Below are 12,292 nucleotides of genomic sequence, written 5' to 3' on the forward strand. Positions count from 1 at the left end.
GGCCCGCGACCTCGTCTCCGGATGCCGCGTGCCGGGCGGTCGGGGCGGCGAACGACGCCACGGTGCGCACGCGATCCTCCGCGGACTGCAGCGCCACGTACGCGGTCTCGAGGTCGGGCCAGCACTCCTGCACGACCGCGGTCAGAGCCGTCGCAGGGCCACGGCCGTCGTGCGCGCGCATCACTGCGTCCAGGGCCGCTCGGCCGATCCAGTAGCCGCTGCCCGCATCGCCCATGATGTGTCCCCAGCCGTCGACGCGCGCGGAGTGCTCGGGGCCCACGCCGAGTGTCACGACGCCCGTGCCAGCCGCCACAACGGCCCCCTGCTGGTCGCCGAGCACCCCGAGGAACGAGGTGACCGAGTCGTGGGTGACGACGATGCGCTGCACGTCGGCGAGATCGTGGTGCTGCATCAGGGCATCCGCCTCGTCGTCCGCGGAGGTGAGGCCCGAGACGCCGAAGGTCACCGTGTGCGGCGCCTGCCCCGTCACGCGGGTCACCTCGGCGACGACCGTCGTCAGCTGCGAGAGCAGCGGCCGGTCGGTGAGCACGCCGGGGAACAGCCCCTCCTGAGCGCTGCCGCCCGGTGCGACGAGGCGGGTCTTGATGCCCGTCTGTCCGGCGTCGATGGCGAGAAGCGTGTGCTCGGGCAAGTGGACTCCCTGATCGATCGAAGGCCGCGTCGCGCGACCAGAAGCCAGCGTAGGACACCCGTCGTGCTGGCGTCGGTCGTGATGTCAAGGCCTGGTCACCGTGGCCGCCTTCACGATGTACTGAGGGTCACTCGCCCCCAGCGAAGGAGACACCGTGACGTCCCTATGGCTCGACGACCAGCGTGAGCGCATCCCCACCGACACCTTCGAGCCCGACGCCCGCTACGACGCGGTGGTCGCCGGAGCAGGCCTGACCGGACTGACCACCGCCCTGCTTCTGGCGCGCGCCGGCCTGTCGGTCGCGGTGCTCGAAGCCCGCTTCGTCGGTGCCGCGGCGACCGGCAACACCACCGCGAAGCTCAGCCTGCTGCAGGGCGGTGTGCTCTCGGGCATCCGCTCGCGCGGGTCGGACCGCGTGCTCAAGGCCTACGTCGAGGGCAACCTCGAGGGGCAGCAGTGGATGCTGCGCTATCTCGGCGAGCACGGCGTCGCCGTCGACCGGCGCGATGCCTTCACCTACGCGGGAACCGAAGACGGTGCTCGTTCGATCGAGAAGGAGTACGAGGCGTGCCTGGCGGCGGGACTCGACGTCGAGCGGGTGAGCGAGCTCGAGCTGCCGTTCCGCGTGCATGGCGCGATCCGGCTGCGCGAGCAGGCCCAGTTCGACCCGATGGACGTGCTGCGCGCGCTCGCGGCGGATCTGCGCGAGCGCGGTGGGGTGATCGTCGAGGGCGTGCGCGTGAAGGACGTCGACACCGGTGAGCCGAGCCGGGTGATCACCTCGGTCGGCGACGTGCACGCCGGCACCGTCGTGCTGGCCACCGGGGTGCCGATCCTCGACCGGGGCCTGTACTTCGCCAAGCTCAAGGCCAACCGCTCGTACGCGCAGGCGTACCGGATGCCCGATGCCGCGCGCATCCCACAGGGGATGTACCTCTCGATCGACGCGCCGACCAGGTCGCTGCGCACCGCCGCGCATGAGGGCGAGCAGCTGCTGCTGGTGGGCGGCAACGATCACGATGTGGGTCGCGCCGACGACACACAGACGCTCGTCGACGACCTCGAGCGGTGGACGCACCAGCACTTCCCCGGTGCCGAGCGCACCCACGCCTGGGCGGCGCAGGACTACCAGTCGCTGAACATGGTGCCGTTCGTGGGCTGGATGCCGCGCACCGGCAAGCACGTCAAGATCGCCACCGGCTACAACAAGTGGGGCATGACGAACGCCGTCGCGGCGGCGCTCAGCATCGCCGCCGAGGTGCTCGACGGGAACATCCCGTGGGCGCAGACGCTGCACCACCGCATCACCACGCCGAAGGATCTCGTGCAGGGTGCGGTCGCGGGTGCCGAGGTGGCGCGGGACGCCGCTACGGGGTGGATCTCGGCCGAACGGCATCCGCTGCCCGACACGCCGCCCGCGGAGGGCGAGGGCGTCGTGGGCAGCGCCGGTATGAAGCCGGTCGCGGTGTCGACGGTCGACGGCGTCACCTGCCGCCTCTCGGCGGTGTGCACGCATCTGGGCGGCATCGTCACCTGGAACAGCGCCGAGCGCTCGTGGGACTGCCCGCTGCACGGCTCGCGCTTCGCCGCCGACGGCACCCTGCTCGAGGGTCCCGCGGTCGAGGATCTCAAGCTGGTCGACGAGCCCGAGCTGCCGGGCGACGAGCGCGAGCCGGTGGACGACGTCGACTGACCCCGTCGTCAGAACCCCGGGTACTCCCGCAGCCGCTGCTCGAACTCGGCGCGGTCGGCCTCGGGCAGCACGCGGCGGGCGAAGACGACGAGCTGGATGCCCTCGAGCGGCTCGCCGCTCTGCTTCGCGATCGCCTCGCGCTGCAGGCGGAACTCGCCGGTCGGGTCGTTCGCGAGATCGTACGCGTACGCGTAGAACCGCATCGGCCCGGGGTAGCTGTCGCCGTAGTACTCCCAGGTGTGCTGCCGGGAGGGCTCGGTCGAGCCGTACAGCTTCGCCACCATGTCGGGTGAGATGCCCGCGTCGATCTCGTTCAGCGGGTACAGATCGCTCAGGCCGCGCTCGAGAAGCACCTCGCTGATCGCCTGCATGACCTGCCGCTTGCGCGCGTCGTCCCGCACGGGCTGCTGGGTCGTCCAGACCGTCGAGGTGTAGTTGCGCAGCATCGACTCGCCGCCGTACCCGTTGCGCTCGGGACTGACGTCGACCGTGCCGCTCTGCACCCAGGTGTATCCGTAGCGCTCGCTCAAGCGCGCGCGGATCGCGGCCATCAGCGCGTCGCCCTCGGCCTGAACACTCTCGAGGGACGGGCCGTTCAGGGCCTCTTCGGGCGAGAAGTCCTTCACGCCCGGATACGCCTCCTCGTGCCGCTGCTGCTCGGACTTCGTGCCGTCGTACGCCTGCGTCGCCGACGAGTACAGGGCGCCCGCGGCGCCGACGGTCGCGACGTTGAAGACGAGCGAGACGGCAAGCGCGATCGCTCCCAGCATCCGCCCGCGGCGGGTGAGCATCGCCGCGACGATCACGCCCACGATCGCCAGCTGCAGCACGAGCAGCGTCACGCCGTACAGGGCGTCGGTGCCGCCGGCGAGCATGAGCAGCAGCAGGATCACGGCGAAGATGGCCGTCGCCGAGATGGCGGCGAGCCCGATGCCGTTGACACCCTGCTTCCGGACCGCCGCCGGGTCGGTGTAGGTGACCCCGGATGCCGGCGGCAGGCCGGCCGCGGCATCAAGACCGCCCCGAGCGCGAGCCGCACCCGAGTAGCCACCGACCGGGGGGAGGGGAGGCGCCCCCTCCGACCCGCCGATGTATCTGCTGCGCTGACGATCTACCACGGCCTGTCCGTTCCGCCGCCGGAGCCCTCGTCGCCCTGCCCGCCGCCGAGCTGATCCTCGCGCTCCTGCGCTCCCTGATTCAGGCGGTCTTCGATGTCATCGAGCTTGTCCTGCGGCGTCGGCGGCTGCTCTCCCTGGTCGGGCTGCTGCGGCTGCCCGGGCGGAGGCTGCTGGCTCTGATTCTGCTTCTCCTGCTGGCGCTGCTGGTTCTCGTCGAGCGTGTCGCTCATGTCGCGGTTCGGCTGCGGCGACTGCTGCTGGGCGTCGTCGCTGCGGCACTCCTCGGGCGTCTCGACGGTGACCTCGAGCGCGTCGCCGTAGAACTCGGCGGCTTTCGCAGCGTCGCCGTCTGCCTGCGCGGCGTCGCCCTGCCGCTCGATCACCAGCGACAGGTTGATCAGCACCGGGCACACCTGCAGGCCCTGGGCGAGGGGAACCGCGCGCTCCAGTTCGGAACGTGCGGCGGCGAGGTCGTCGGCACCCCCGAGTGCTGTGCCGATGTTGTACGGCGCCGCGAACGGCTCGAACCAGTTGACGATGTCCTGACCGCGCGCGGCCGACTCCGACTCGGCGTATGCGCCCGAGACGAACGAGCTGATCGACGTGTGCGCGAACGCGTACATGCTCAGCAGCTTCGCCACGAACAGCAGCGCGGCGAGCGTGAGGGGCAGGGTCGCGATCACGACCCAGCGGCGGATGCTGCGACGCCGACGGTTCACGGCCAGCAGCGCCTTCGCGGCGTCGGTGTGCGACGGACCCGTCATGACGCGTCTCCTGTCTGCCGCGGCCTGGCCAGACCCTTCAGCCGGATGACAGCCGTCACCGCGATCGCCACCTCGACGGCCAGCAGCACGATCAACGCGAGCGCGGCGATCCAGTACAGCTCGATGACGTTGCCGACCTCGCCCGAGGCGGCGTAGTCGGTGGTGCTCGTCGGCGCCTCGGGCAGCTCGATCGCGGCATCCGCCGTCCGTGCCCGGTATTCGACGCCGAGCTGCTCCGACACCTGTCGCAGGTTGTCCTCGTCGATCACCGACAGCGCCGGCCCGCCCTGATACTCGATGTAATCGCCGCCCTCGGTTCCCTGGCCGGTCGTCTTCCGCATCGGCCCGCCCTCGGTCGTGCCGTACCCGAGCACCGCGCCGCCGTCGACGTACTTCGCGCTCGACGCGAACGACTCCGGCTCGCTCGACGCGGTCTGCTCGCCGTCGCCGAGGTAGAACACCATGCGGCCGCGCTCGGGCGAAGCCTTCGCCGCCGCGGAGAGCGTGTCGGCGAGCATCCGGTTCGCGATGCCGATCGACGACCCGCGTGACTGGTCGGTCACCTCGGGGCGCATCACATCGAGCGACGAGATGAGCGCCGTGGCATCCGTCGTCAGCGGCAGGCGCAGCTGCGCCGCCGCGTCGAAGCTGATCAGCGCGAACCGCGCTCCCGGGTACTCGTCGACGATCGCCTGCACGTCGGCGCGCACGCCGTCGATGCGCGGCCGGTCACCCGCCCAGTCCTCGGCGACGATGCTCGCCGTCGTGTCGACGACGATCACGACATCGGTGTCGGTCGCGAGGGTCTGCGAGGTGCCGCCCGGGATGCCGGGACGCAGCAGCATGACGAACACGACCGCGATCATGCCCAGGCGCAGGGCCCAGAGACCGCGCTGCGGTCCTTTCACGATGAAGCGGATGACGAAGAAGACCGGCACGGCGCACAGCAGCGCGAGCAGGATCGGATGCAGGACGGGCTGGAGGATCATGAGCGCCCCCTGCCGGCATCCCGGATCACGGTCAGCAGCACGACGAAGCCGAGCACGGCCACGAGCATCAGCGCGATCCACAGGTTCGGGCTGTCGACCAGGATCACCTGCGCCTGACCCTTCAGCGTCGTCGCCTCCTGCTTCTGGATCTCGGCGATGATGTCGCCCACGGTCGTCGTCGCGCGCAGCGCGTACGACTGCCCGCCGGTGAGCTTCGCCGCGTCGGTCAGCTGCGCGCTGACCTGGGCGTCCTTGCCCTGCACCGGATTGAGCGCGAACACGCGCACCTGCTGCGACTTCGCGTACTGCGCCGCCTCTTCGACCGTGAGGATCGAGGCGCCCGCGAGCTCGTTGTCGGTCGCGAGGATCACCGAGCGGCTGCGCTCGTCGTCCTGACGGTCGAAGCGCATCGTGCAGGCGGCGAGGCCGTCGCCGATCAACGAGGCACCGGGGCCGTTGAGTGTGCCGACCCAGTGCTCGGGCGTCTCGTCGGCGTAGTCGAAGCTGCTGCGCACGCTGCGCAGCTGCTCCTTCACGAACGCGTAGTCGTCGGTGAGGGGGAACACCTGCACGGGCGAGCTGTTGAAGATCGTCAGCCCGATCCGCTCGCCCTCGAATCCCTCGAGCAGCTTCTCGAAGACACTGAGCACCTCCACGTCGACATCCGACATGGAGCCCGACACGTCGAGGCAGAGCATGATGTCGCGGCTGGCGTTCACCGGCTGCACGGTCTTCGGCGCCATCGGCCGAGCGGCGACGACCCCGCCGATGAGGACGGCGATCGCGCCGAGCGCGACGATGCCCGACAGCAGTGCCATGCGCCGGCGCACCGCGGCGCGGAACGAAGGCAGCGCGCGCAGCCGCTCGGCCCGCGAGACCAGCGCCGCAGGGCCGGCGTCGGCTCGTCGGCCGGGCCGGATGCCGATGACCGCGCCGATCACGATGGCGGCGATCAGCACGCCGAGAGCCACGAGCGGCATCCACCAGATGTTCAGTGTCACGTCGTCACCTCAGTGCCAGCTCGTGACGACGGCGCGCGCCGCTTCGGCGCCGTAGACGGGATCGATCGCCGGCCCGCGCTGGAAGATGCTCGGGTAGTAGTGCCGGCGGATCGCATCGATCAGGGCGGGATCGACCCCGCGGGCGATGAGGTCGTCGAGCGAGAGCACCGGGGCCTCGAGGCCGGAGTACTCGTTGACGAAGGCGCGCACACTGCGGCTCAGCTCGAGGTTCGCCTGACGGGGCGGCATATTCCCAGAACGGTATGCATCTTCGATGCGCTGCACGTCGACCAGATACTCGCCGCGAAGCTGATCGAGCACGGCCGCCGTGGGCGGGACGTGGGCGGGCTCTCCCGGCAGCGTCACGCTCTGCTTCGGCCGGGTCAGGGCGAGCAGCAGCCATGCAGCGCCGGCGAGCAGCAGCAGGATGCCGATCGCCAGCACGATCCAGCCCCAGCCGTACTGCGCGGGCGGGTACAGCTCATCAGGAGCGGGCATGCGACCTCCTGTTGAGCATCGCGAGCAGCGTCGGCACCGCGGTGCTCTGGGCGCCGAACTCGGCGTGCGTGATCTCCAGACGTCGCAGCGTCGCATCGCGCACGCCGGTGTGCGCCGCCTCATCGGCGGCGAGCTCGGCCATCACCTCGGTGTCGCCGTGCACGAAGTCGGGGATGGCCCAGCCGCTGTCGACATCACGCCGGTGCGCGCTTCCTGGGTCCCGGAGCCTGCCTTCTGGGTCCCTGAGCCTGTCGAAGGGCACCACGGGATCCGCGTCGCGCACGGTCAGCCACAGCAGATCGTGCTGCACCGTGAGCCGGCGCAGCAGACCCTCGGTGTCCGGCGTGATCGGCGTCTCGTCGGTTACGAGCACGACGATCATGCGCCGCGCGATGTTGCTCGCGGTGTAGCGCAGCAGGGCATCCCGATCCGATGCCGCCGTGCTCGCGTCGATGGCCGCGCTGACCGTGCGCAGCGCGTGCTCGAGGGCGCCCTCGCTGCTGCCGGTCGCCAGCCGGCGCACCCGTGCGCTGTCGCCGTAGATGACCGAGAAATCGTCGCCGTGGCGCACGGTGAGAAAGCCCAGGGCGCCCGTCAGCAGCACGGCGAGATCGCGCTTGCCGCCTTCGTCCTCGGCGAGGGCGCGCATGCCGCGACCGGTGTCGACCAGGAACAGCACTGTGTGCTTGCGGGTGGCCTTCGTGCGCTTGATGAGCGGTTCGCCGTGCCGAGCGGTGGCCCGCCAGTCGATGTCGCGCACCTGATCGCCGAACTCGTAGGGACGCAGATCCTCGAAGTCGAGGCTGCGCCCACGCAGCAGCGAGGCATACGCGCCGTCCAGCGCGTGCATCGACTTCTGCGACGAGCGGATGAAGAGCTTCGCTCTCACCTGGGTGATCAGACTCGACATGAGCGCTACGGCGTCGGCACGGACGCGAATATCTGGTCGATGATGTCTTCGCTGCGCACGCCCTCGGCATCCGCCTCGAAGGTCAGCAGCACCCGGTGGCGCAGCACGAGGTGGCGCAGCGAGCGGATGTCCTCCGGCAGCACGTGGGTGCGGCCGTTCAGCAGCGCCAGGGCGCGCGACGCCTGCAGGAAGGCGATGCTCGCGCGGGGGCTCGCGCCGTACTTGATGAACCGGGCGCGCTCCTCGCCGATGTACGGCGCGGGATTGCGGGTGACGTATGCGATCTGCACGATGTAGTTGCGGATCGCGGGGTCGATGTAGACCCGCGAGGCGATGTCCTGCAGGTCGTGCACGTCGTCGAGGCTGATCGCGCCGGCGACGTGTCGGTCGGGGTCGAGCGCACCCGAGTCGATGCGGTTGAGGATCTCGAACTCCTCGGCGGGGCTCGGGTACTCGACGATCGCCTTCAGCAGGAAGCGGTCCATCTGGGCCTCCGGCAGCTCGTAGGTGCCCTCCTGTTCGATCGGGTTCTGCGTGGCGATCACGAGGAACGGGCGCGGCAGCGGATGCACCTCGCCGCCGATCGTGGTCTGGCGCTCCTGCATCGCCTCGAGCATCGCCGACTGGGTCTTCGCGCTCGAGCGGTTGATCTCGTCGAGCAGCACGAAGTGCGCGTGCACGGGACCCAGGATGGTGCGGAAGCTGCCGGTCGCCGCGTCGTAGATCTGGCTGCCGGTGATGTCGCTGGGCAGCAGGTCGGGAGTGCACTGGATGCGCTTGAAGCTGGCCTTCACGGTGTCGGCGAGGGTGCTCGCCGCAGTCGTCTTCGCCAGGCCCGGCACCGACTCGAGCAGGATGTGGCCTCCGGCGATGAGCGCGACGAGCAGGCTGACGCGCAGGCTGTCCTGCCCGACCATCTTCGTCGCGTAGGAGTCGGAGATGACCTGGAGGATGCGCTGCGCGCGCGCCAGATCGTCGGCGCTCGCGGGGGGAGCCTGCGAGGGCGATCCGGCAATCGGGAACTCAGACATCTCTCACTCCTCGTGCGCGTCGGGCGCTCGTCGACGACCGAGAACCCCCGGTACAGGGTAACCGCCCAGCCGAGGCGCGAGAGGATGGAGGGATGTCCCGCACCACCGCTGCCCTCGCTCTCACCGCCCTCCTCGGTCTCGGCCTCGTCGGCTGTTCGGCGCCGGCATCCGACGCCGGTTCTGCGGCGTCCGCCTCGCCCACCCCGTCCGCCGCGACGACGAGCCCGGATGCCACGGAGTCGCCCGCAGCGACGGAAGCCGCCGGCGAGACCGGCGCCGCGCAGGCCGCCACCGAACTCTGCGCTCAGGCATCCGGATCCGGCGAAGGCGATGTCTGCGTGCTCGAGAACGCGACCGCGTCCGGCGACCTGTCGTTCGGGTCGTACCGGGTCGTCAAGATCATCGGGGGCACCTTCGACGGCGGAATCGAGGTGACCGGCGCCGAGCAGGTGACGATCACCGAGGCGACCGTGGGAGGCAGCCTCGCGGTCGACGGCCGCGGCGGCGCTGTCGTCAAGCTCTCGACCATCGGCGGCTCGCTCGACATCGCCGGGGTGCGCAGCGCGACGCTCGTGAAGAACTCGATCGGCGGTGACCTGCTGTGCGCCGACGGCGTGCAGGCGAACGGAGACGGCAACTCGGTGACGGGAGAGGCCACCGGCACCTGCTCACGCGTGCTCTGAGCGGCGATATGCTCCGAGCATGAGAACAGCGCCGTTCCTCGATCTCGCCGACACGTCGTTCGACGTCAACTCCGATGTCGTGCACGACGCGCGTGACGACAGCTGGTACGCCGAGACCCCGTACGGCTGGGCCGTGCTGCGCTACGACGAGGGCACCGCGCTGCTCAAAGACCGCCGGTTCCAGCAGGGCAACGCGCGCTGGCCGGCGCAGAACGGCATCCACGAGGGACCGTGGCAGCAGTGGTGGACCGAGACCCTGCTGAGCATCGAGGGCACCGACCACCTGCGCATGCGACGCCTGCTCGGGCCGGCGTTCCGCAACAAGACCATCGAGGCGATGCGCCCGCAGTTCCAGGCGCTCGCGAACGAGCTGATCGACGCGTTCGCCGCCCGCGGCACCGTCGAGTTCGTGTCGGAGTTCGCCGAGCCCTACTCCTCGCGCATCCTCTGCATGCTGCTGGGCCTGCCCGATGACGAGTGGCCGCAGGTCGCGCACTGGGCCGACGACCTCGGCAAGTCCTTCGGCATCAACGTGCGCCACGACCTGCCGCGCATCGAGGCCGCGCTCGAGGGCCTCACCGGGTACATCGAGAAGGTCGTCGACGACCGCCTCGAGCATCCGCGGGACGACCTCGTCACGACCCTCGTGCAGGCGCACGCGGCCGGCGCCGAGGTGCCGGATGAGAAGCCGCTGACCCGCCGCGAGCTCAGCGTCGCGCTCGTCTTCCTCGCCTTCGCCGGCATGGAGACCACGCGCAATCAGCTGGGACTCGCCCTGCAGACCTTTCTCGCGCACCCCGAGCAGTGGCGGCTGCTCGCCGAGCGTCCCGAGCTCGGCGGCGTCGCCGTCGAGGAGGTCATGCGCGTGAACCCGACCGTCACGTGGGTCACCCGCGAGGCGCTCGAGGACGTCGACCTGAACGGGCTGCACGTGCCGAAGGGCGGCATCGTGCAGGTGCTCTCGCACGCGATCGGCACCGATCCGTCGCGCATGGGCGACGAGCCCGGCTTCGACATCACGGTCGAGGACCGCCCGCTGCACGCCGGCTTCGGCGGCGGCATCCACCACTGCCTCGGCCATTTCGTCGCCCGCACCGACATGTCGGTCGCGCTGCCGCTGCTCGCGCAGCGGATGCCGGATGCCGTGCCCGACGGGCCCGGCGAGTGGCTTCCCGTCTCGGGGAACACCGGTCCGGTGCGATTCCCGATCCGGTTCACCCCGGCCGGCTGACGCGCCGCGGCGGTCGCAGGGCCCTTCGGCGGGTGCGTGCTGACGAACCGAGGGGGGCGCAGGGCCCTCCGGCGGGTGCGTGCTGACGGACCGAGGGGGGCGCAGGGCCCTCCGATAGGATGGTCACGCCCGATCAGGGCCAGCTCATCTGCCGGTGCAAACCCGGCGAAAGCGTGCAGCACCAGGGGGTACACGCATGCCAGGAATCGTGATCGTCGGCGTCCAGTGGGGCGACGAGGGCAAGGGCAAGGCCACCGACCTGCTCGGCGAGCGCACCGACTGGGTGGTCAAGTTCAACGGCGGCAACAATGCCGGCCACACCGTCGTCATCGGCGACGAGAAGTACGCCCTGCACCTGCTGCCCTCGGGCATCCTGAGCCCCGGCGTCAACGCCGTGATCGGCAACGGCGTCGTCGTCGACCTCGCCGTGCTGTTCCAGGAGCTCGACGCGCTGGAAGCGCGCGGCGTCGACACCTCTCGCCTGAAGGTCAGCGCCAACGCGCACATCATCACCGCGTACCACCGCACTCTCGACAAGGTCACCGAGCGCTTCCTCGGCAAGCGCCGCATCGGCACGACCGGCCGCGGCATCGGCCCCGCGTACGCCGACAAGATCAACCGCGTCGGCATCCGCGCGCAGGACCTGTTCGACGAGAACATCCTGCGGCAGAAGGTCGAGGGCGCCCTCGACCAGAAGAATCACCTGCTGGTGAAGGTCTTCAACCGCCGCTCGATCACGGTCGACGAGATCGTCGAGGACCTGCTGACGTACACCGAGCGGCTGCGTCCTCTCGTCGCCGACACCGGCCACCTGGTCGACGAGGCACTGGGTCGCGGCGAGGTCGTCGTGTTCGAGGCCGGCCAGGCGACCATGCTCGACGTCGACCACGGCACGTACCCGTTCGTCACCTCGTCGACCGCGACGGCAGCGGGAGCGGCATCCGGATCCGGCGTCGGACCCAACCGCCTCGACCGCATCGTCGGCATCGTCAAGGCCTACACCACCCGCGTCGGCTCGGGCCCGTTCCCCACCGAGCTCGAGGACGAGATGGGCGAGTGGCTGCGCAAGACCGGGTTCGAGTACGGCACCACGACCGGTCGGGACCGACGTACCGGCTGGTACGACGCTCCCATCACGCGCTACGCGACGCGCGTCAACGGCATCACCGACCTCGTGCTCACCAAGCTCGACGTGCTCACCGGACTCGAGCAGATCCCGGTGTGCGTGGCCTACGACGTCGACGGCACGCGCTTCGACGAGGTGCCCGTCAACCAGACCGACTTCCACCACGCGAAGCCGATCTACGAGTACTTCCCGGGCTGGAGCGAGGACATCTCGGCGGCTCGCACCTTCGACGACCTGCCGCAGACCGCGAAGGACTACGTGCTCACCCTCGAGCGGATGAGCAACACCCGCATCTCGGTGATCGGCGTGGGCCCCGCCCGCGACCAGGTCATCGTGCGCCACGACCTGATCGACTGATCGCCCGGCCCGGAGGACGCAGCATGACGCAGTTCTGGGTGGGCGGATACGGCACCGACATGGACGGGGATGCCGAGGGCATCGGCGTCCTGTCGGTCGATGACGGCGGCGGGCCGTCGACGCTGCGGCATCGCGGCACGGCCGCGCCGGTGGCATCCCCGTCGTGGCTGGCCGCTCATCCGACTCTCGATGTCGTCTACGCGGCGCTGGAGGGCGACGGCGCGGTGCAGGCGTTCGCG

Annotated in this window: 13 protein-coding genes; 5 read left to right on the plus strand and 8 right to left on the minus strand. The window is 70.3% G+C overall.

Translation table 11 applies throughout. The features are described 5' to 3' along the window. A partial coding sequence (locus tag RT309_RS09880; RefSeq protein ID WP_313356700.1) for a BadF/BadG/BcrA/BcrD ATPase family protein occupies positions 1 to 652 on the minus strand: 652 nt, incomplete at its 3' end. A 154-nt stretch (positions 653 to 806) separates the two neighbouring features. Between RT309_RS09880 and RT309_RS09885 the strand changes: the two genes are divergently transcribed. Continuing rightward, positions 807 to 2,345, plus strand: coding sequence for an FAD-dependent oxidoreductase (locus RT309_RS09885; RefSeq protein ID WP_313356701.1), 1,539 nt, complete (start codon positions 807 to 809; stop codon positions 2,343 to 2,345). Between the two features lie 8 nt (positions 2,346 to 2,353). Here the strand turns inward: RT309_RS09885 and RT309_RS09890 are convergent, their stop codons facing one another. The 7 genes from RT309_RS09890 to RT309_RS09920 are packed head-to-tail and all read right to left on the minus strand — an operon-like array spanning position 2,354 to position 8,656. Next, positions 2,354 to 3,463, minus strand: a complete 1,110-nt coding sequence (locus RT309_RS09890; RefSeq protein ID WP_313356702.1) for a hypothetical protein — start codon at positions 3,461 to 3,463, stop codon at positions 2,354 to 2,356. Further along, complete coding sequence (locus tag RT309_RS09895; RefSeq protein WP_313356703.1) at positions 3,457 to 4,227, minus strand: hypothetical protein; 771 nt, start codon at positions 4,225 to 4,227, stop codon at positions 3,457 to 3,459. Before RT309_RS09895 ends, RT309_RS09890 begins: the two co-directional genes overlap by 7 nt. Further along, a complete protein-coding gene (locus RT309_RS09900; protein ID WP_313356704.1) occupies positions 4,224 to 5,216 on the minus strand; it encodes a VWA domain-containing protein in 993 nt (330 codons plus the stop codon). Before RT309_RS09900 ends, RT309_RS09895 begins: the two co-directional genes overlap by 4 nt. Beyond that, positions 5,213 to 6,217 carry a VWA domain-containing protein gene (locus RT309_RS09905; RefSeq protein ID WP_313356705.1) on the minus strand — a complete coding sequence of 335 codons (1,005 nt, stop codon included), beginning with the start codon at positions 6,215 to 6,217 and terminating at the stop codon, positions 5,213 to 5,215. The genes RT309_RS09900 and RT309_RS09905 overlap by 4 nt, the downstream gene beginning before the upstream one ends. Before the next feature lie 9 nt (positions 6,218 to 6,226). Further along, complete coding sequence (locus RT309_RS09910) at positions 6,227 to 6,715, minus strand: hypothetical protein (RefSeq protein ID WP_313356706.1); 489 nt, start codon at positions 6,713 to 6,715, stop codon at positions 6,227 to 6,229. Next, entirely contained in the window at positions 6,702 to 7,604 is a 903-nt protein-coding gene (locus RT309_RS09915) for a DUF58 domain-containing protein (RefSeq protein WP_313356707.1), read from the minus strand. The genes RT309_RS09910 and RT309_RS09915 overlap by 14 nt, the downstream gene beginning before the upstream one ends. A 26-nt stretch (positions 7,605 to 7,630) precedes the next feature. Continuing rightward, positions 7,631 to 8,656 carry a MoxR family ATPase gene (locus RT309_RS09920; protein ID WP_313356708.1) on the minus strand — a complete coding sequence of 342 codons (1,026 nt, stop codon included), beginning with the start codon at positions 8,654 to 8,656 and terminating at the stop codon, positions 7,631 to 7,633. Between the two features lie 92 nt (positions 8,657 to 8,748). On the opposite strand from RT309_RS09920, the gene RT309_RS09925 reads away from it, so the two are divergent. The 4 genes from RT309_RS09925 to RT309_RS09940 all read left to right on the plus strand — a co-directional run. Beyond that, positions 8,749 to 9,339, plus strand: a complete 591-nt coding sequence (locus tag RT309_RS09925) for a hypothetical protein (RefSeq protein ID WP_313356709.1) — start codon at positions 8,749 to 8,751, stop codon at positions 9,337 to 9,339. Between the two features lie 19 nt (positions 9,340 to 9,358). Next, positions 9,359 to 10,570 carry a cytochrome P450 gene (locus RT309_RS09930; protein WP_313356710.1) on the plus strand — a complete coding sequence of 404 codons (1,212 nt, stop codon included), beginning with the start codon at positions 9,359 to 9,361 and terminating at the stop codon, positions 10,568 to 10,570. 196 nt (positions 10,571 to 10,766) lie between these two features. Then, the gene (locus RT309_RS09935; protein WP_313356711.1) at positions 10,767 to 12,053 is read left to right on the plus strand and encodes an adenylosuccinate synthase; all 1,287 of its coding nucleotides are present in this window, start codon (positions 10,767 to 10,769) and stop codon (positions 12,051 to 12,053) included. Positions 12,054 to 12,076: 23 nt separating this feature from the next. Continuing rightward, on the plus strand, positions 12,077 to 12,292 hold a 216-nt coding region (locus RT309_RS09940; RefSeq protein WP_313356712.1), incomplete at its 3' end, for a beta-propeller fold lactonase family protein.

This window comes from Microbacterium sp. (assembly GCF_032084865.1).
Classification (GTDB): domain Bacteria; phylum Actinomycetota; class Actinomycetes; order Actinomycetales; family Microbacteriaceae; genus Microbacterium.